The organism is Hymenobacter sp. 15J16-1T3B (assembly GCF_020711235.1).
Taxonomy (GTDB): Bacteria; Bacteroidota; Bacteroidia; order Cytophagales; family Hymenobacteraceae; genus Solirubrum.
In genome coordinates this window covers 16,686-34,468 of the sequence record NZ_JAJFAV010000017.1, presented here as the reverse complement: position 1 = coordinate 34,468, position 17,783 = coordinate 16,686, and the positions used below count along the sequence as shown (strand labels likewise).

Annotated in this window: 17 protein-coding genes; 10 read left to right on the top strand and 7 right to left on the bottom strand. The window is 62.5% G+C overall.

Annotated elements, in window-relative coordinates; translation table 11 throughout:
• The first annotated feature begins 45 nt into the window (after window positions 1-45).
• Window positions 46-408 (top strand): hypothetical protein, encoded by a 363-nt coding sequence (locus LJ737_RS22545; RefSeq protein ID WP_227769021.1) that lies wholly within the window; start codon window positions 46-48, stop codon window positions 406-408.
• Between the two features lie 109 nt (window positions 409-517).
• Here LJ737_RS22545 and LJ737_RS22540 read toward each other — a convergent pair whose 3' ends face one another.
• Window positions 518-1,969: a diadenylate cyclase gene (locus LJ737_RS22540; protein WP_227769020.1), complete on the bottom strand. Its 1,452-nt coding sequence runs from the start codon at window positions 1,967-1,969 to the stop codon at window positions 518-520.
• A 223-nt stretch (window positions 1,970-2,192) separates the two neighbouring features.
• On the opposite strand from LJ737_RS22540, the gene LJ737_RS22535 reads away from it, so the two are divergent.
• Window positions 2,193-2,447 (top strand): hypothetical protein, encoded by a 255-nt coding sequence (locus tag LJ737_RS22535; RefSeq protein WP_227769019.1) that lies wholly within the window; start codon window positions 2,193-2,195, stop codon window positions 2,445-2,447.
• Window positions 2,448-2,477: 30 nt separating this feature from the next.
• Here the strand turns inward: LJ737_RS22535 and LJ737_RS22530 are convergent, their stop codons facing one another.
• Complete coding sequence (locus LJ737_RS22530) at window positions 2,478-3,704, bottom strand: TIGR03862 family flavoprotein (RefSeq protein WP_227769018.1); 1,227 nt, start codon at window positions 3,702-3,704, stop codon at window positions 2,478-2,480.
• A gap of 114 nt (window positions 3,705-3,818) precedes the next feature.
• On the opposite strand from LJ737_RS22530, the gene LJ737_RS22525 reads away from it, so the two are divergent.
• Window positions 3,819-5,015: a cation:proton antiporter domain-containing protein gene (locus LJ737_RS22525; RefSeq protein WP_227769017.1), complete on the top strand. Its 1,197-nt coding sequence runs from the start codon at window positions 3,819-3,821 to the stop codon at window positions 5,013-5,015.
• A gap of 90 nt (window positions 5,016-5,105) precedes the next feature.
• On the opposite strand, the gene LJ737_RS22520 is transcribed toward LJ737_RS22525, so the two are convergent.
• Both LJ737_RS22520 and argH read right to left on the bottom strand, forming a co-directional pair.
• On the bottom strand, window positions 5,106-5,642 hold the full coding sequence (locus LJ737_RS22520; protein ID WP_227769016.1) for a TetR/AcrR family transcriptional regulator: 537 nt from the start codon (window positions 5,640-5,642) through the stop codon (window positions 5,106-5,108).
• 604 nt (window positions 5,643-6,246) lie between these two features.
• On the bottom strand, window positions 6,247-7,551 hold the full coding sequence (gene argH / locus LJ737_RS22515; protein ID WP_227769015.1) for an argininosuccinate lyase: 1,305 nt from the start codon (window positions 7,549-7,551) through the stop codon (window positions 6,247-6,249).
• Between the two features lie 194 nt (window positions 7,552-7,745).
• Here argH and LJ737_RS22510 point away from each other — a divergent pair, with 194 nt between their 5' ends.
• Window positions 7,746-8,210: a VOC family protein gene (locus tag LJ737_RS22510; protein ID WP_227769014.1), complete on the top strand. Its 465-nt coding sequence runs from the start codon at window positions 7,746-7,748 to the stop codon at window positions 8,208-8,210.
• Between the two features lie 67 nt (window positions 8,211-8,277).
• On the opposite strand, the gene LJ737_RS22505 is transcribed toward LJ737_RS22510, so the two are convergent.
• Both LJ737_RS22505 and argB read right to left on the bottom strand, forming a co-directional pair.
• Window positions 8,278-9,348, bottom strand: a complete 1,071-nt coding sequence (locus LJ737_RS22505; protein ID WP_227769013.1) for a M20 family metallo-hydrolase — start codon at window positions 9,346-9,348, stop codon at window positions 8,278-8,280.
• On the bottom strand, window positions 9,336-10,118 hold the full coding sequence (gene argB / locus LJ737_RS22500; protein WP_227769012.1) for an acetylglutamate kinase: 783 nt from the start codon (window positions 10,116-10,118) through the stop codon (window positions 9,336-9,338). The genes LJ737_RS22505 and argB overlap by 13 nt, the downstream gene beginning before the upstream one ends.
• 796 nt (window positions 10,119-10,914) lie before the next feature.
• Between argB and LJ737_RS22495 the strand changes: the two genes are divergently transcribed.
• The 5 genes from LJ737_RS22495 (at window position 10,915) to carA (ending at window position 16,927) form a co-directional block, all read left to right on the top strand.
• On the top strand, window positions 10,915-11,547 hold the full coding sequence (locus LJ737_RS22495) for a GNAT family N-acetyltransferase (RefSeq protein ID WP_227769011.1): 633 nt from the start codon (window positions 10,915-10,917) through the stop codon (window positions 11,545-11,547).
• 260 nt (window positions 11,548-11,807) lie between these two features.
• Entirely contained in the window at window positions 11,808-13,001 is a 1,194-nt protein-coding gene (gene argG / locus LJ737_RS22490; RefSeq protein WP_227769010.1) for an argininosuccinate synthase, read from the top strand.
• Complete coding sequence (gene argC / locus LJ737_RS22485; protein WP_227769009.1) at window positions 12,991-13,971, top strand: N-acetyl-gamma-glutamyl-phosphate reductase; 981 nt, start codon at window positions 12,991-12,993, stop codon at window positions 13,969-13,971. The genes argG and argC overlap by 11 nt, the downstream gene beginning before the upstream one ends.
• Window positions 13,972-14,157: 186 nt before the next feature.
• A complete protein-coding gene (locus LJ737_RS22480; protein WP_227769008.1) occupies window positions 14,158-15,297 on the top strand; it encodes an aspartate aminotransferase family protein in 1,140 nt (379 codons plus the stop codon).
• Window positions 15,298-15,841: 544 nt separating this feature from the next.
• Window positions 15,842-16,927: a glutamine-hydrolyzing carbamoyl-phosphate synthase small subunit gene (carA, locus tag LJ737_RS22475; RefSeq protein ID WP_227769007.1), complete on the top strand. Its 1,086-nt coding sequence runs from the start codon at window positions 15,842-15,844 to the stop codon at window positions 16,925-16,927.
• Window positions 16,928-17,020: 93 nt separating this feature from the next.
• Here the strand turns inward: carA and LJ737_RS22470 are convergent, their stop codons facing one another.
• A complete protein-coding gene (locus LJ737_RS22470) occupies window positions 17,021-17,230 on the bottom strand; it encodes a hypothetical protein (protein ID WP_227769006.1) in 210 nt (69 codons plus the stop codon).
• Between the two features lie 122 nt (window positions 17,231-17,352).
• Between LJ737_RS22470 and LJ737_RS22465 the strand changes: the two genes are divergently transcribed.
• The gene (locus tag LJ737_RS22465; protein ID WP_227769005.1) at window positions 17,353-17,751 is read left to right on the top strand and encodes a hypothetical protein; all 399 of its coding nucleotides are present in this window, start codon (window positions 17,353-17,355) and stop codon (window positions 17,749-17,751) included.
• Window positions 17,752-17,783: the final 32 nt, after the last annotated feature.

Sequence of the window (17,783 nt, the reverse complement as noted above, 5' to 3'; positions counted from 1 at the left end):
CGGCCGGAAAATGGGTTTCCCGCCGTCATCATTCCACTCCAATCCATGGCCTACCCCCCCGTTCACATCGTTAATTCCACGCCCGGCTCCGTTTCCGGCACGGTCACCTACCCCTCGTTTTTCTGCAGCGACGACAACTACTCGATTCCGTTTAACGGGCAGCCCTGGCAAGCCGGCGGCCGCGGTGTGTGCCTGGTAACAAAAATCACGGCGACGGTCGTCGTTGGCGGCCAGTCGTTTGAGGCGGTTCCGTACACCTCCTCGGGTACGTCCTACAGCCAGTTTGCCGTCATCCAAACGGGCGTCAACGCCTTCGCCGTCACCCGCGTAACCACCGAAGTAGGCGACGCCGGCGACAGCGTGGACGTGGGCGAATTGCTGGCCGAGCCCACCGCACAGCAGAAATAACCCCGGCGCCCGGCGCAACCACCCGTTGCGCCGGCCCGCCCGCACGGTTCCGAAAGGGCCGGCAACCCCAAGCGGGTTGCCGGCCCTTTTCTTGCTTCGTGACGCAGGCTTACTTTTTCGACGGCAGCAAATCAATCCAGCCGTCTTCGCTCACCACCACCGCCAAGGTGGCGTAGCGGGCCGACTCGACGTAGCGCACGGCCGAGTTGTAGCGGGAGCCGCGCGAGGAGTCGCCCTTTTCGGTGGCCAGCCCGTCGAGGATGGCGCCGATGGCGAAGCAGGTGCCCTGCGGGTCGATGAGCACGGCCCCGTCGATGTTGGTGACCAAGCGCAGCACCGAGGGCGTCATGTAGCGCGGCGCCACCCGGAAGCTCTGCCGCGTCAGGCGCTGGGCCTCCAGCCCGGCGTTGTCCGATACCACCAGAATGGTGCCGTGGGTCTGGTTGGTGGCCTGCATGGTCAGCTCCCAGAGGTTGGCCACAGCCGCGTCGTGCAAGTCCGGCCAGAGGTGGCGCACCGTGTCGGCAAACGCCTGCTCGTTGATGCGTCCCTTCGGCAGCCGCGGCGTGCCCGATACCACGCGCATCATCACGTGGTCAGCGTAGCTCAGCTCCCAGTTGTGGTGCGTGGTAAAGCGCACCGTGAACAGCGGCTCGTAGAGTGGGTCGGTAGGCTCGGTGAGGTAGCCCAGGCCGAATACGTGGGCCGCGTCGGAAACCAGCGAGGTGCGGTCCTCGCTCATCTCCAGTAGCTTGCGGATGGAGCGGTGGTCCCGCAGCGGCACCGGCGCCTCCAGCGTGAGCACCGGCACCACGGCCGGGTGGTTGCGGCGGGCAATGAGCATGGTGCCGTGCACTTCGGAGCCCTCGTGGCGCAGGCCGGCCACGCCGTTGCAGGCGTCGTAGAGACCGTGGTTGCCGCCGGCCGGGCCCTGCATGAAGCGCCGGGCCGCCGAGCGCAGCAGCTCGTTGTAGTCGCGGTCGAGAATGGGCCGGTCCTCCTCCTGGTCGAGGTCGGAGCCGCGCAGGGCCTTGCTGCACTCCAGCAAAAACTCGCGCACCACCGCGTGCAGCAAGGACTGCGCCCGGGACTCGTGGGTGACTTCGCCGGGCAAGCGGTAGTAGCTCTTGAGCGCCTCCGTCGAGAGCTGCAGCACCGTCATGATGAGGTAGCCGTTGATGAGTACCGGCAGGGCGCAGAAGGCGCGCTTGCCCTCCTCGGCGGCCAACGGGGCCAGCTCCAGCTCTATGGCCTGCCGCAGCATGCTGTACCAGCGCAGCTTCTCGAAGCGGTCCTGGTCGTCGTGCTGCAGGTGGTACACTAGTTCCCGGGCGCCGTCCAGTTCGAGGGCGGCGGCGCGGTCCTTCACGTGGGCAAAGGTTTCGGGTCGGTAGCGGTGGGTGGGCGGCTCCACGCGCACGGCCCCGGGGGCATCGGCTTCGCGCGCAGCGGCAAGGCCCACCAGCAGCACTTCAGGCCGCAGGTTGCGGTCGAGCAGATTGAAAACACCCTCGGCGAAGAGTTGGGCCGAGACCCGGAACAAACTTTGGTAATCCCACATGCGGCGCAAAAGAGGCCCGCCGGCCTAGGGCGGGCCGCCGGTTGTCGGGCATTCCATACGGCAAAGCCGCCGCGGAAGGTGCGCCGGGGCCGGCGTTATCGGCTGCCGGGCCGAACTTTTTCCCGGTGGCGGGGTTGAGAAACGCGGCGGGCCACGGCCGGGCTTGCGCCGGGGCGCCGGCCGTTGTATCTTGGGCTAAGGAGCTGAAGCTCTTCTGGGTGCTATGCTAGTTGATTTACTGTTCGGGGGTATTTGTGCGTTGCTGTGGCTGCCGCTGGTCACCGGCTACTGCGCGTACAGCTACGAACGGCGCTTCTGGCTGTGGTTTGCCCTGGGGATGCTACTGCCCGGCCTCTCGTTCGTGGTGCTGCTGGCCCTGTTGTGGCGCGAACAGCGTAACCCCGGCTACCGCCTGCTGCAGGAAGCCCGCCGCATCCTGGCCGAAGCCGAGGCGCACGAGGTAGAGCCCTACGAATAGCGGCATCCGGCCCGCCGCTGGGCCAGCCGTCTAGCCTTGCAGCCATTCCCGAATACCCCGCGCCGCCCACGCGCCCGTGCTGAAACAGCCCTGCAACAGGTAGCCGCCCGTGGGCGCTTCCCAATCCAGCATTTCGCCCGCCACGAAAGTGCCCGGCCGGCGCCGCAGCATCAGGTGCGCATCCACCTCCGCAAACGGCACGCCGCCGGCGGTGCTAATGGCCTCGTCGAGCGGCCGCAACCCCGTGACCGGCAGCGGCAAGGCTTGCAGCAGAGCGGCCAGCTGCGCCGGCTCGGCCAGGGCCGCCGCGGGCACCAGTTCGCGCAGCAACGTGGGCACCGGCGGACCCAGGCGCAGCGTCTGCCGCAGGTGCTCGGGCAAGGAGCGGCCGCGACGGGGCTGCTGCAGGCGCCGCAGCACGTCGGCGGGCGCCAGATCGGGCTTGAGGTTGAGCAGGAGCGGGGCCCCAGTGCCGGGTTGCAGCGCGGCGCGCAGGGCCGGGGTGAGGGCGTACACCGGCGTGCCTTCCAGTCCGTAGTCCGTTAGCATGATTTCGCCGCGCACCTCCGCAGCGCCGCAGCGCAGGGCCACGTTCTTGAGCGGCGCCCGCCCCACTTTCTCCCGGAAATAGGCCGACCAGGCGACTTCCGCGCCGCAGTTGCTGGGTTCGAACGCCGCTACCGGTACGCCGGCTTCCTGCGTGAGCACGGCGGCCCAGCGGCCGTCGGAACCCGTTTTGGCCCAGCTCGCGCCGCCCAGGGCCAGCAGCGTCGCCCGGGGCCGCACTTCGTACTCCGCGCCGCTGCGTTCGTCGCGCAAGCGCAGGCCGCCGGGGCCGCAGAAGCCCAGCCAGCGCTGCCGGGTGTGCACGGCCACGCCCAGCGCGGCCAGCCGCTGCAGCCACGCCCGCAGCAGCTGAGCCGGCTTGTGCGCCTCGGTAGGAAACACGCGCCCGCTGCTGCCTACATAGGTTTCAATGCCAAGCTCCGCGGCCCAGCGGCGCAGCTCCGCAGGGCCGAAACCGGTCAGAAACTGCTCGAAATCAGTTTGCCGGGCGCCGTAGCGCGGGCCGAAAGCGGCCACCGGCTCGCCGTTGGTCAGGTTGAAGCCGCCGTGCCCCGCCACCAGAAACTTGCGCCCGGCAGTGGCCTGGGCCTCGTACACGGCCACGCCCGGCACGCCGGCTTCGGCCAGGTGCTGGGCCGCCAGCAGGCCCGCGGGCCCGCCGCCTATGATGGCTACGTTAGGGTGATGCATGTGGGGTAAGACGGCCCGCCGCGGTGGGCAACTGCCCCGGCTGGGCGGCAAAAATACGCACGCTGCGCCGGGCCGCGCCCGCCGCGTTCCGGTTGCGTTACGTATGTTGCCCGCATGGGACCCTACTCCATCCTGATTTACCTCAGCATTGCCGTCATCCTTTCGTACCTCTTCGACATCGTCGCCCGGGCTACCAAAGTGCCCTCGGTGCTCATGCTGCTGCTCACCGGCATTGCCATCAAGCAGGCCGTCGACTACATGGGCACGGCCGTTGTGCTGCCGCGCGTTACGCTGGAGCTGCTCGGCATTGTCGGCCTGATCATGATTGTGCTGGAAGAGTCTTTGAACCTGAAAATCAGCCGCGACAAAGGCCCGCTGGTGCGCCGCGCCTTCGCCGCCGCCGCCCTGATGCTGCTGGGCCAAGCCTTGGCCATCGGCGGGCTGCTGCAGTGGTACCTGGGGCCCGCGGTGCCGTTTCAGAGCTGCCTGCTCAACGCCGTGCCGCTGGCCGTCATCAGCTCGGCGGTTGCCATTCCGAGCGTGGCGGGCCTGGGCGGCGAGAAGCAAGAGTTCATCGTGTACGAAAGCACCTTTTCCGACATCCTGGGCATCATGCTCTTCAACTTCGTGGCCCAGGACAACTTTGCCCGCGGCATCTCGGCCCTCACCTTTACCCGCGACCTGCTGGCCATTCTCGTCGTGTCGGCCCTGGCCACGGCCGTGCTGGCCTTTCTGCTCGACCGCATCCGCCTGCACGTCAAGTTTTTCCTGGTGCTGGCCTTCCTGATTCTGATTTACTCGCTGGCCAAGAAACTGCACCTCTCCTCGTTGCTGGTGGTACTGGTGTTCGGCTTGGTTGTCAAGAACGCCGACCAGTTTTTGCGCGGCCCGTTGCGGCGCTGGTTTCAGCTGGAGCGCCTGCAGGACGAGCTGCACCAGCTGCAAAGCATCACTGCGGAGTCGGCCTTTCTGATCCGCACGTTCTTCTTCCTGCTCTTCGGCTTCTCCATTTCGCTCGGCGGCATTCTCGATGCGCGCCTGCTGCTGCAGGGCGCGCTCATCGTGGTTGTGCTCACCGGCATCCGCTACGTGTACCTGCGCTACGTGGCCCGCACCAGCCTGGTTCCGGAGGTGTTTATCGCGCCGAAAGGGTTGATTACCATTCTGTTGTTTTACAGCATCCCGCCAAAGCACCTCATCGGCGAGGTCAGCGAAAACATCCTCTTCGTGGTAATTCTGCTGACGGGCGTGCTCATGCTCATTGGCCTGCAGCTCCCTAGCAAGGAGCAGCCGCAAATCGGGGAGTATTGACCGGGAAGCCGGCAAACGACGAAACGCCCCGCTGCGCCCGAAACGGAGCAGCGGGGCGTTGTGGAGCAGGCCCGGCGGCAGCAGCGGCGCTTACTGCGGCTGGTACTTGCGCTTGATGAAGTCGAGCATGTCGCGCACGTGCTCGTCGGTTTTGTTGGCCTCGATTTTCCAGAGCGCCTCCACCAGCAGCAGCAGCAGGCTGGCTTCCTTTTCGGGCTCTTCGTAGCCCAGGGCCTTGAAGGCCTTTTCCAGCAGGGCTGGCACCGGCTGCATAAACCGCTCGTGCTGCTGCCGCGCCGATTCCACGTTGGCCAAGCGGTACTGCAGCTTCCAAAAGTGGGGCTCGGTTTGCACCAGCTTCACCGGCAAATCGATGACGGCGTGGATAAACGTGAGCGGGTCCTGCTCGGAGAGCCAGCCGCGGTTTTCCTCGATGATGCGCTTGTACCCGCTCCGAATAACGAAGTCGAGCAGCTGGTCTTTGGACCCGAAGTGTTTGAAAATAAGGGCTTCGGAAACGCCGGCGGCTTTGGCAATCTGCTGCGTAGAGGCGTTTTCGAAGCCTTTCTCCCCAAAGAGCTGCAAGGCTACCTGAGCGATGTGCTGTTTGCGGTTGACTGTAGACATGGAGGCTGGTGGTTCGGCCGAAAAAACCGACGCGCTGGGTTATTAGCGGCCAAATATGGCCAAAACGCTGCAAGTTCGCCCTATATGCGCATAGTTGCTTTATTTTTTTGCGCTGCCCGAGGTAGCGCCCGCACGTGGTCGGTACCGGCCGAAAAAACGGCCGGCCGACTCGGGGTTTCCGAATCGGCCGGCCTTGGGGTTCGATAGGTCGGCTTGGGGCCGATTCTCGAAAGGTTTCCGGCTGGGGTGGGACAACAGCCGGTAGAACAGAACGTGGTAGTAAGCTAACTAGCAACTAGTGGGAGTCATTGCCCGTTAGCGAGAGCAATATTACGCAAAGGTTTGCATATCCAAGTAAGTGTTAGCTTACTTTTTTTCGTGAGTGCACACTCACCATGTCAAATCAACTGATATAAGCACTTGGCTATAAGTGAATTTTAAGCTGAAAAAAAATTAAAAGTTGCGCGGTTTTTTGATGAAAAAATACCGTCGCAGTGCTGGATGGCCCTTATTGACTCTGATAAGAGGATTCCTACACCACAAAAAAGCCCCGGCCTTAGGGCCGGGGCTAACGCAATTTTAAGGCTCGGACACAGCCTGAACTCTAGCGGGCCACCAAGCGGCTGCCGGCCCTGAACCGATCCACTTTTGCGCGGATATCGGCTAGCCCCAGGTTGTGCACGCTGCCCAAGTGAGTAGTTTGAAACTGGCGGTGCGGCTGGTAGCTGCCGTCTTCCACCGCGCGGCCAACCTGCTTGTAGGCTTCGCGGAAGGGCACGCCGGCCTGAATCAATTGGTTGATGTTTTCGACGGTGAAAATGGCGTCGTACTTCGGCTGCTCCACCAGATTAGGCTTGATCTTCAGCTCGGGCAGGGCGAAGAGCACGATGTCAAGGATGTCCAGAAACTGCGTCAGCGGCTCGAATAACAACTCCTTCAAAATCTGGAAGTCGCGGTGGTAGCCCGAGGGCAGGTTGTTGGTGGCCAAAATGATGGTGTTGGGCACACCTTGCAGGGCGTTGCAGCGGGCCCGGATCAGCTCGAATACGTCCGGGTTTTTCTTGTGCGGCATGATGCTGCTGCCCGTGGTGAAGGCAGCCGGCAGCTCCACGAAGGCCAGGTCCTGGGAGTTGTAGAGCACCAGGTCGTAGGCCATTTTCGAGAGCGTGGCCGCGGCGCCGGCCAGGGCAAAGGCCACCGTTTTCTCGGTTTTGCCGCGCAGCATCTGCGCGCCCACGCTGCTCACGGCCAGGGAGCCAAAGCCGATGTCGCGGGTGGTCTGCGCCCGGTCGATGGGGAAGGAGGAGCCAAAGCCCGCGCCGGAGCCCAGCGGGTTCTGGTCGGCCACGGTGTGAGCGGCTTCGAACAGGGCCAAATCCAGCAGCAGGTGCTCGGCGTAGGCCGAAAACCACAGCCCGAAGGAGCTGGGCATGGCCGCCTGGAAGTGGGTGTAGCCGGGCATCAAATCCGCCTGGTGCTGCTCGGCTTTCTGCAGCAACACGTCCACCAGCTGCATCATGCGGGCGGCCGCGCGCTCGGTGTAGTCTTTCAGGAAGAGCTGAATGGCCGTCAGCACCTGGTCGTTGCGCGAGCGGGCCGTGTGAATCTTCTTGCCCGCGTCGCCAAACTGCTCGGTCAGGTAGTACTCGATTTTGGAGTGCACGTCCTCGAAGCTGTCCTCGATGGTGAACGTGCCGGCTTCGAGCTGCGCGGCCAGCTCGGCCAGGCCCTGCTGCAGCTGCTCGTTTTCCGCGGCCGAAATCAGGCCCACCCGCGCCAGCATGCTGGCCTGGGCCCGCGACGCCTGCACGTCGAACTGCGCCAGGTACATATCCAGCTCCCGGTCGCGCCCCACGGTGAACTGCTCGATTTTCTTATCGACGGCAATGCCTTTGTCCCAAATCTTCATGGGTGCAAAAGTAGTGCAAGCCGCCGCAAGCGCGGTCCGCACACCCGAAACGCTGCCTCGACTCGCTGTCCGCCGTCCGCGCGCGGATGATGCAGTTGCGCGTGTCGCAAATCACCCCGCAAGTTGACGCAAGTCGCCTCCCGGCGGGCTGCAAGGAGCCGCTACTTTTGAGCTGTTTCCAATCCCCGTCAGCCATGCAGAAAATCACCACGTTCCTAACCTTCAATGACCAGGCCGAAGCCGCGGCCGAACTGTACACGCGCGTTTTCAAGGACTCGAAAATCAACCACGTCACGCGCTACACCGAGGGCACGCACATGCCCGCGGGCAGCGCCATGACCGTCGAATTTGAGCTGGCGGGGCAGAAGTACGTGGCCCTGAACGGCGGGCCGCACTTTCGGTTCACCGAAGGCATTTCCCTCTGGGTAGCCTGCGCCGACCAAGCCGAAATCGACTATTTCTGGGAGCAGCTCACGGCCGGGGGCGGGGAGCCGGGCCAGTGCGGCTGGTTGAAGGACCGTTTTGGCGTGTCCTGGCAAATCACGCCGGCCAACATGGGCCAGCTGCTGACCAGCCCCGATCCGGCCCGCGCCCGGCGCAAAATGGCCGCCATGATGCAGATGCACAAGATTGACATGGCCGCGCTGGAGCAGGCCTAGAGGCACCGTTCGACCGGTAGAAATGCCAGGGGCGGTACAACTTCAAAGTTACACCGCCCCTTCAGCTTCAGAGTACCAGCCCTTCCAGCAGATCAATATAGCCGCGGATGCCGCCACGGATTTCGCTGAGCATGATGTACTCGTCGGGCGTGTGGGAGCGGGCCGAGTCGCCCGGGCCGACTTTCACCGTGTCGAACGGCATCATCGACTGATCCGAGAGCGTAGCCGAGCCAAACGTAGTGCGCCCCAGTGCCACACCGCGCTGCACCAGCGGGTGCGTCAGGCTGATGCGCGAGGAGTTCAGGTGCGTGGAGCGCGGCACGACGTCGGCTTGCACGTGCTGCCGCACGAGGTCGACCACCTGCTGGTTGGAGTAGCACTCGTTGGTGCGCACGTCCACCACAAAGGCGCAGCGGTCGGGCACCACGTTGTGTTGCGAACCGGCTTGAATCTGCGTCACGGTCATTTTTACCGGGCCCAGCAGGGGCGACACCTCCGGGAATTGGTACCGGCGAATCCAGCTGATGTCGTCCAGGGCTTTGTAGAGCGCGTTGTCGCCCTCGTTGCGGGCCGCGTGGCCGGTGCGGCCGTGGGCGGTGCAGTCGAGCACCACCAAGCCTTTCTCGGCCACGGCCAGGTCCATCTGCGTCGGCTCGCCCACAATGCCCAGCGCCAGCGGCGGCAGCAGCGGCAGCACGCTGCGGATGCCGCCCGCGCCGGATATTTCCTCTTCTGCCGTGATGGCGCAAATCAGGTTGTAGGCCAGGTCCGCGCGTTCGTAGAAATGCAGAAACGTCGCTAGCAAGCTCACGGCCGACGCACCCGCATCGTTGCTGCCCAGGCCGGTGAGCCGGTCGCCCTCTACCACGGCCCCCAGCGGGTCGTAGGTCCAGGAGGCGCCGGCTCTCACCGTGTCGTGGTGGGAGTTGAGCAGGATGGTCGGCTTGGCCGGGTCGAAATGGCGGTTTTGGGCCCAGATGTTGTGGCCAGCGCGTTGGGGCTCCACGCCGTGGCGGCGCAGAAAGGCCGCCAGCACCGCCGCCGTTTGGGCCTCTTCCCGCGACAGCGACGGCGTGCGGATCAGCTCGATGAGCAGCCCGATGGCCGCGTCCTCCAGCGCCTCGGTTAGCTGCGGCATAGCACGGTCTTGACGGGCGCGTTGATGTTCAGCGCGTGCTCGATAACGACTTTTTCCACCCCTGCGGCCAACGCAGCAAAGGCGTTGTCCAGCTTCGGAATCATGCCGGCGGCAATGACGCCCTCGGTCTTGAGGCGCTCGTACTGCGCGGGCTCGATCTTCGGAATCACCGACTGCTCGTCGTTGATGTCGGTCAGCACGCCGTTTTTCTCGAAGCAGAAGTGCAGCTCCACTTCGTAGGCTGGGGCCAGCGCCCGGGCCACGGTGCTGGCAATGGTATCGGCGTTGGTGTTCAGGAGCTGGCCCTGCCCGTCGTGGGTAATGGCGCAGAGTACCGGCGTAAGGCCCGCTTCCAGCAAGGTGCCGAGCAGGCCCGCGTCGACGCTATCGGCGGGCAGGTCGCCCACGAAGCCGTAGTCGATGTCCTTGACCGGGCGCTTCACGGCCCGGATGACGTTGCCGTCGGCGCCCGAGAGGCCCAGCGCGTTGGTGCCGGCGGCCTGCAGCAGCGCCACCAGCTGCTTGTTGGTTTTGCCGGCGTAGAACATCGTTACCACGTCAAGAGTGGCCGCGTCGGTGATGCGGCGGCCCTGCACCATTTGCGGCTCGATGCCCAACGCCTGCAGCATTTGGCTGGCGCCTTTACCGCCGCCGTGCACCAGAATGGTGCGGCCCAATACCTGGCTGAACTCGCGCACAAACGCGCGGAGCTGCGCCTCGTCGTCGAGCACGCCGCCGCCAATCTTGAATACCTTGAGAATGTCTTTCATGTCAGTGAACTAGGCTCCTCGAAGCCGCGCGTGGCCTGGGGTGGCCGGAGAGGGTTCCGGGCCGCAATTCTACGGCGCTTTTGAAACGTTTTTTTGCCGGCTTGGTGTTATGGCGACGAAATGATCAACTGCCTTTCGGCACCTGCCATGCTCCGACGACCCCTGCCTTCAGCGCTGCCCTCTTGCCCGACGCGGGCAAGCCGGTACGGGGCGGAGCCGTTGCGGTCCTCAGCCCGCATTTGATACTGAAAACAGCCGGCCAGTTGCGTTAATTTTTTGCGCACCGCCGCTTTTTTCGCCGCAGGATTTCAGTCGCAAAGTGCCCGCACCCGTAAGAGTTAGCCAGATTTCCGGCTCCGGTTGCCCGGCCATTCATCGTACCCTTGCCCGCTGGGGCGCAAAAGTACGTTTGCATTGTAACGACTGAGGAGTATGTTTGCGAAAAATTTCAGGAGTGGGAGCCGCCGATGTTGCGCGGCCCACGAGCGGAGAGGACTCTAACGACACAAACTGGCTGCACGAGTGTAGGACGCGGTACATGTACTGATGGTGGGTTGACCTAGTCCCCGCCTGCGCAATGCCCCCGAGGGCGCGTTGCCCGCCCCAGCCAATCCTCCCCAACTGGCACTTTTCCCGGATACCGGCCGCTCATCGGAGCGGGCTGGTCGTTGCGACAACCCGCTCCCCGAGGTTGCTTCGCGCCGCGTACCGCTTGCGTACATCTGCCGTTTTCCTGACCCCCGACTTTCTTGCCGCGCCCGTTTTGCGAGTGGCCGGTACCATTGTCTCCTTCCCGATGATCCTACGAGTTGCTGATGCTGCCGACGTGCAGTATGTGGACACGCTTTGTCAATGGTACGAGGAATCGGCCAAGCAGCGGGGCGTGGGTATTGCCAAGCGCGACCCGAACTACCTGAAAAAGAAGATGGAAACGGGCAATGCCATCATTGCCTTCATCGACGAACAGCTGGCGGGCTTTTGCTACATCGAGACGTTTGAGGACGAGAAATTCGTCGTCAACTCGGGCCTGATCGTGAATACGCAGATGCGCAAAGAAGGCTTGGGCCGCGCCATCAAGCACGCCGTGTTCAAACTCTCGCGCAGCAAGTACCCGCAGGCCAAGCTGTTCGGCATCACCACCTCCGGGCCGGTGATGAAGATGAACACCGAGCTGGGCTACCGGCCGGTGGCCTTCCCCGAGCTGACGCAGTCGGACGACTTCTGGAAGGGCTGCTCTTCCTGCAAGTACTACCCGATTCTGCAGGAAAACCAACGCCGCATGTGCCTCTGCACCGGCATGGTGTACGACAACCTCAACGACGAGTACGGCCAGCGCGCCCAGGCTACCATCGACTTCCTCGACAAGCCCAAGGATGCGCCCGGCTCGGAAGAAGCGGCCGTGGCGCCGAACTCGAACTTCTCGATTTAGCGCCACTAGAACGTCATGCTGAGCGCAGTCGAAGCATCTCTACCGCTTCGCCTGCTGGTAAAATCACTTAGCCGGATGTTCTGAATAGCGCCTGCCGAAGCAGTAGAGATGCTTCGGCAGGCGGACGACAGCTAAGGCATGACGGCCTGATTTGCTCGTTTAACGCCAGCACGCGAGATGTCTCGCCAAGCTCGACATGACGGGCTGACTGAAGCCCGACCCAATAACGCACACTCTCTCAAGAACCTTCTCACAGTCTCATGTCCCAAAAAAAGGTAGTTCTCGCCTATAGCGGCGGCTTGGATACGTCCTACTGCGTCGTGTATCTGACGAAAGAACTGGGCCTGGAAGTCCACACGGTCATCGTCAATTCGGGCGGCTTCTCGCAGGAGGAGCTGGCCGGCATCGAAAAGCGCGCCTACGAAATGGGCTCCAAGCGCCACGAGGTTATCGACGTAACCGAACGATTCTACCAGGAGTGCCTGCGCTACCTGCTGGCGGGAAATATTCTGAAGAACGACACCTATCCGCTGAGCGTCAGCGCGGAGCGCATGTTTCAGTCCTTGGCCCTGGCCGAGTACGCCCGCGAAAACAAGGCCGACTACATTGCCCACGGCAGCACCGGCGCCGGCAACGACCAGGTGCGCTTCGACGTGGCCTTCTCGGTGATTTCGCCCAACACCGAAATCCTGACGCCCATCCGCGACCTGCGCCTCTCGCGCCAGCAGGAAATCGAGTACCTGCAAGCCAATGGGGTGGAGATGAGCTGGGAAAAAGCCAAATACTCGATCAACAAGGGCATCTGGGGCACCAGCGTGGGCGGCGTGGAAACGCTGACCTCGCGTCAGGGCCTGCCCGAGTCGGCCTGGCCGACCCCGCTGACGAAGACCGAGCCGCAGGAAATCAGCATCACCTTCGAAAAGGGGGAGCCGGTGGCCCTGAACGGGGAGCAAATGAAGCCGGTAGACCTGATTGTGGCGCTGAACGAGCTGGCTGGGCAATACGCCATCGGCCGCGACACCCACGTGGGCGACACCATTCTGGGCATCAAGGGCCGCGTGGGCTTCGAGGCGCCGGCGCCGCTGATTCTGATCAAGGGCCACCACCTGCTGGAAAAGCACACGTCCTCGCGCTGGCAGCTGCTGCACAAGGATTATATAGCCAACTGGTACGGCACCCTGCTGCACGAGGCGCAGTACCTCGACCCGGTGATGCGCGACATGGAGGCTTTCCTGGAGTCGTCGCAGGAGCGGGTGTCGGGCACGGTGTACGTGACCTTGAAGCCCTACCAGTTCGAACTGCTGGGCATCGAGTCGAAGTTCGACATGATGCAGTCGAAGGTGGCGACCTACGGCGAGGAAAACAACGCCTGGGATTCGCGCGACGCGAAGGGCTTTATCAAGATTTTCAGCAACCAGCTGCGCATTCACTCCTCTTTCAACGATGAAAATTAAGGTTGGCATCGTCGGCGGGGCCGGCTACACGGCGGGCGAGCTGATTCGCATTCTGCTGCACCACGAGTTCGTGGAGCTGGGCGCCATCGTCTCCTCCTCCAGCGCGGGCAGCCCGGTGTACCAGGTGCACGACGACCTGGTGGGCGAGACGGAGCTGCGCTTTGCCGCCGCGCTGGCCGGCGACGAAGACGTGGTGTTTCTCTGCCTGGGCCACGGCAACTCGCGGGCGTTTCTGGAGAAGCACCCGCTGCCGGAAACCACCCACGTCATCGACCTCAGCAACGATTTTCGCCTGAGCGCCGACCGGGAATTCGCGGACCGCGAGTTCGTGTACGGGCTGCCGGAGCTGAACCGCACGCGCATTCAGCAGGCGCAGAGCATTGCCAACCCCGGCTGCTTTGCCACGGCCATTCAGCTGGCTTTGCTGCCGCTGGCTCAAGCCGGCAAGCTCACCGACGACGTGCACGTATCGGCCATTACCGGCTCGACGGGCGCGGGACAGAGCCTGTCGGAGACGGTGCACTTCTCCTGGCGCGCCAACAACGTGTCCATTTACAAGCCTTTCACACACCAGCACCTGGGCGAGATAGGGGAGAGCTTGACGCAGCTGCAGCCGGCGCTGGAAAGCGAGATGCACTTCATTCCGTACCGCGGCAACTTCACCCGCGGCATCTTCGCCACGGTCTACACCCCGTCGGATTTGACGCAGGACGAGGCGCGCGCGTTGTATAAGGAGTTCTACGCCGACGCCGCATTTACCACGGTGTCGGACGCGGAGGTGCACCTGAAGCAGGTGGTCAACACCAACAAGTGCCTGCTGCACGTGCAGAAATTCGGCAAGCAGCTGCTCATCACCTCGGTTATCGACAACCTGGTGAAGGGTGCCTCGGGCCAAGCCATTCAGAACATGAACCTGCTTTTCGGCCTGCAGGAAACGACGGGGCTGCAGCTCAAGTCGGTGCTTTTTTAAGGCAGTAGCCCGTCATGTCGAGCTTGTCGAGACATCTCGCATGCTGACGTCCGAGAGTAATCTTCTAATAAGAAGTCACTATCGGCCATCAGCACGCGAGATTCCTCAACTTCGCTCGGAATGACGTTCGGTAGAGGCGGCCGCGTCTCACTTCTCATATCTCACAGTCTCACTTCTCGCTACAGAATGGAGCTTTTCAATGTCTATCCGCTCAACGACATCACGCCGGTGCGCGCCCTCGGGGCGCAGCTCTGGGACGATAAGGGCGAGCAGTATCTCGACTTCTACGGCGGCCACGCCGTGATTAGCATCGGCCACAGCCATCCGCACTACGTGCAGCGCATCACCGAGCAGGTGCAGAAAATCGGCTTCTACTCGAACTCGGTGCACATCCCGATTCAGCGCGAGCTGGCGCAGAAGCTGGGCGAGGTGTCGGGTTACCAGGACTACGCGCTGTTTCTGTGCAACTCGGGCGCCGAGGCCAACGAGAATGCGCTGAAGCTGGCGTCGTTTCACACCGGCAAAAGCCACGTCATTGCGTTCAAAGGCGCTTTCCACGGCCGGACCTCGGGCGCGGTAGCGGCTACTGACAACCAGAAAATCGTGGCGCCCTTCAACGCCGGGCACCAGATCAGCTTCCTGCCCTACGATTTGGCGGACGTGGAGCGCGTGCTGCAAGCGGGCCAGACTTGCGCCGTCATCATCGAGCCGATTCAAGGCGTGGGCGGCATCATCATGCCCTCCGACGAGTTTCTGCAGGGGCTGGAGCAGCTGTGCCGGCAGTACGGCGCGGTGCTCATTGCCGACGAAGTGCAGAGCGGTTACGGCCGCAGCGGCAAGTTCTTCGCCCACCAGCACGCCGGCGTGCGGCCCAGCATCATTTCGGTGGCCAAGGGCATGGGCAACGGCTTTCCCATCGGCGGCATTCTGATTTCGCCGGAGTTTAAGGCCTCGTACGGGCTGCTGGGTACCACCTTCGGCGGCAACCACCTGGCCTGCGCCGCCGCGCTGGCCGTGCTGGAAGTCATCGAGCAGGAAAACCTGCTGGCCCACGCCGCCGAAATGGGCGAGTACCTGCGCACCGAGCTGCTGGCCAATGCCGGCGCCCAGGAAGTGCGCGGCCGCGGGCTGATGGTGGGCATCAAGTATGACTTCCCCATCAAGGAGATGCGCGACAAGCTGCTGACCGAGTACCATATCTTCGTGGGCAACGCCTCCGACCCCGGGGTGCTGCGCCTGCTGCCGCCTTTGAACATCAAACGCGAGGAAATCGACCAGTTTTTGCGGGCGCTGTACGCAATTATTCCGGCCGAGGTAAGGAGTTAAGCGACTTGTGGCCTAACTTGCGGCCTTAATGAGTGGCCCGACGAAGTTCACGAGCATTACGCTCCTTCCGATAAGCTGCACGCTGCCGTTTGCTACAACTGCGCAGCCCCTGGCCGGTTCTTTCCCCGAAAGCACTGCCACCCAACCCCTTTTCTTCCAGCAGGCCTGCCCGCCCGATTTTCCGATGCCCGACATCTGGGAGCGGCCGGGTGCGGGACCGATTGATTTACCATCCTTCGCTCCCGTCTGGCTTAAGTCCTCGTTCGGCTGGAATAGACCTCTACTGTTTGGTTCTGTTCCAGCCGAAATTGTATCCGGCCGGTTCCGTAAGCAGGCCAAAACCGCACCTCACACCCTCGCGGACAATGGTGCAACCAACGTGGGTGCGCCAGATAGATGCAGCGGCAGTCTAACTGCTCCTCAACCAGAAAAACCGGCTGCCTTCAGTTTCCCGTCTGGCTCCCCCTCACTTTTGGAGAGTGGGGCCGGGGGTGAGGCGCACCGCAGAAAATCAAATAGCATAAACCCTTTTTCGCACAACAGAGTGGAAAACGCTAAATCGGTGAAGCTGGTGCTCGAAGACGGCACCGAAATCCAGGGCCAATCTTTCGGCGCCTTCACCTCGGCCGCGGGCGAAGTGGTGTTCAGCACGGCCATGACCGGCTACCCCGAAAACCTCACCGACCCGTCCTTCGCCGGGCAGATCCTGGTGCTGACGTACCCCATCGTGGGCAACTACGGCGTGCCGGGCGAGGAACTGTACGAGTCGATTTCCAAGATTTTCGAGTCGGACAAGATTCACGTGGCCGGCCTGGTGGTCAACTACTACTCCGAGCAGCACAGCCACTGGCACGCGGCCAAGAGCTTGGGCGAATGGCTGGCCGAGTACAACATTCCCGGCATCTGCGGGGTGGATACCCGCATGCTCACCAAGAAGCTGCGCGAGAAGGGCGCCATGCTCGGCAAAATCGTGGCCGAGCAGGACGTGCCCCTGCACGACCCCAACCAGGACAACCTGGTGGCGCAGGTAAGCCCCGAAGGCGTGCAGCACTACGGCACGGGCAAGAATAAAATCGTGCTGGTGGACTGCGGCACCAAGACCAACATCATCCGCTGCTTCCTGGAGCGCGACGTGGAGCTCATCCGCGTGCCTTGGGACTACGACTTCACCCAGCTCGACTACGACGGCCTGTTCCTGAGCAACGGCCCCGGCGACCCGAAAATGTGCACCGCCACCATCCACCACCTGCAAAAGGCGCTGCAGCAGGACAAGCCCATCTTCGGCATCTGCCTGGGCTCCCAGCTCATGGGCCTGGCTGCCGGCGGCGACACATTCAAGCTCAAGTACGGCCACCGCAGCCACAACCAGCCGGTGAAGCTCACGGGCACCCAGCGCAGCTACATCACCAGCCAAAACCACGGCTTCGCGGTGGACACCGCCACGCTGCCCGCCGAATGGGACATGCTGTTCGAGAACCTGAACGACGGCACCTGCGAAGGCATCAAACACAAAACCAAGCCCTTCTTCTCCACCCAGTTTCACCCCGAAGCCGCCGGCGGCCCCCAGGACACGGAGTTTCTGTTCGACCAGTTCCTGGACGAGGTAGAGAAGTATAAGGCTGGTAAGTAGCCGAACGACCAAGCTCAGCGCGACAAACAAGAACGTCATGCTGAGCTTGTCGAAGCATCTCTACCGCTTCGTTGCTAGAGCCCAAGACAAGCTTCACTGCTCATCGTTTTGGTCCATGTTTTTACCCACTTGGACAGCCACCCAAAGGATGCCAATGCCAACTATTATCCAGCCCAGTGCTGAAAATAGCTTGCCATAACCTCCTAAGATTTTTTGTCCTTCATTCGCATAAGATGAATGGGGCAAGCAGATTATCAGGCTGATAACAAGTGTAAAAACAATGGCGTCAAGGCGAAGTCTCATACTCAAAAGTAGCTGTAAAGCCTTGCAAGTCGCCCTTTACACTGAGCTTTTAAAGCACTAGAGCTACTTCAACTCAGGTTCACTTCACCCTATAACTTCGCTCCCTCAAACGCACTGCTTATATGCCAGAACAACGTAGAGGTATGCCGAATTGGGTGTTTATCGTGGCCGGCGCGCTGGTTCTCGCCGTGTACTTGTTCAGCAAGTTCCTAGGTCAGCGCACCATCTTGAAAGCCGTAATGGGGGAGCCAGGGGACTTGGTCAATCGGGCCATGCAATCGGCCAAGATTTCCCCGCGCATCACCAGCCGCACCGGCGAAATAACCGCCCGAAACTTCAAGGTAAAGCAGCTCGGTGCCCAAAAGGATACGTCCGTCTTTCAGTTCTTTCTGCAGGGCGAACGGGCCGACGCCACCATCAAACTCTGGATGATTAAGCGGCCGTCTGGGCAATGGGATATTATCAAAACCGACACGCTCTTTAGCGCGACGAAATCCGCTGCTGCTCAGGCAAGCGAATAAGCTGTAGCCAGCTCCACAAGACTTTTAACACG

Coding starts and splice junctions, on each gene's coding strand:
- LJ737_RS22545 (WP_227769021.1), top strand. CDS start 46: ATGGCCTACCCCCCCGTTCACATCGTTAATTCCACGCCCGGCTCCGTT.
- LJ737_RS22540 (WP_227769020.1), bottom strand. CDS start 1,969: ATGTGGGATTACCAAAGTTTGTTCCGGGTCTCGGCCCAACTCTTCGCC.
- LJ737_RS22535 (WP_227769019.1), top strand. CDS start 2,193: ATGCTAGTTGATTTACTGTTCGGGGGTATTTGTGCGTTGCTGTGGCTG.
- LJ737_RS22530 (WP_227769018.1), bottom strand. CDS start 3,704: ATGCATCACCCTAACGTAGCCATCATAGGCGGCGGGCCCGCGGGCCTG.
- LJ737_RS22525 (WP_227769017.1), top strand. CDS start 3,819: ATGGGACCCTACTCCATCCTGATTTACCTCAGCATTGCCGTCATCCTT.
- LJ737_RS22520 (WP_227769016.1), bottom strand. CDS start 5,642: ATGTCTACAGTCAACCGCAAACAGCACATCGCTCAGGTAGCCTTGCAG.
- argH (WP_227769015.1), bottom strand. CDS start 7,551: ATGAAGATTTGGGACAAAGGCATTGCCGTCGATAAGAAAATCGAGCAG.
- LJ737_RS22510 (WP_227769014.1), top strand. CDS start 7,746: ATGCAGAAAATCACCACGTTCCTAACCTTCAATGACCAGGCCGAAGCC.
- LJ737_RS22505 (WP_227769013.1), bottom strand. CDS start 9,348: ATGCCGCAGCTAACCGAGGCGCTGGAGGACGCGGCCATCGGGCTGCTC.
- argB (WP_227769012.1), bottom strand. CDS start 10,118: ATGAAAGACATTCTCAAGGTATTCAAGATTGGCGGCGGCGTGCTCGAC.
- LJ737_RS22495 (WP_227769011.1), top strand. CDS start 10,915: ATGATCCTACGAGTTGCTGATGCTGCCGACGTGCAGTATGTGGACACG.
- argG (WP_227769010.1), top strand. CDS start 11,808: ATGTCCCAAAAAAAGGTAGTTCTCGCCTATAGCGGCGGCTTGGATACG.
- argC (WP_227769009.1), top strand. CDS start 12,991: ATGAAAATTAAGGTTGGCATCGTCGGCGGGGCCGGCTACACGGCGGGC.
- LJ737_RS22480 (WP_227769008.1), top strand. CDS start 14,158: ATGGAGCTTTTCAATGTCTATCCGCTCAACGACATCACGCCGGTGCGC.
- LJ737_RS22470 (WP_227769006.1), bottom strand. CDS start 17,230: ATGAGACTTCGCCTTGACGCCATTGTTTTTACACTTGTTATCAGCCTG.
- LJ737_RS22465 (WP_227769005.1), top strand. CDS start 17,353: ATGCCAGAACAACGTAGAGGTATGCCGAATTGGGTGTTTATCGTGGCC.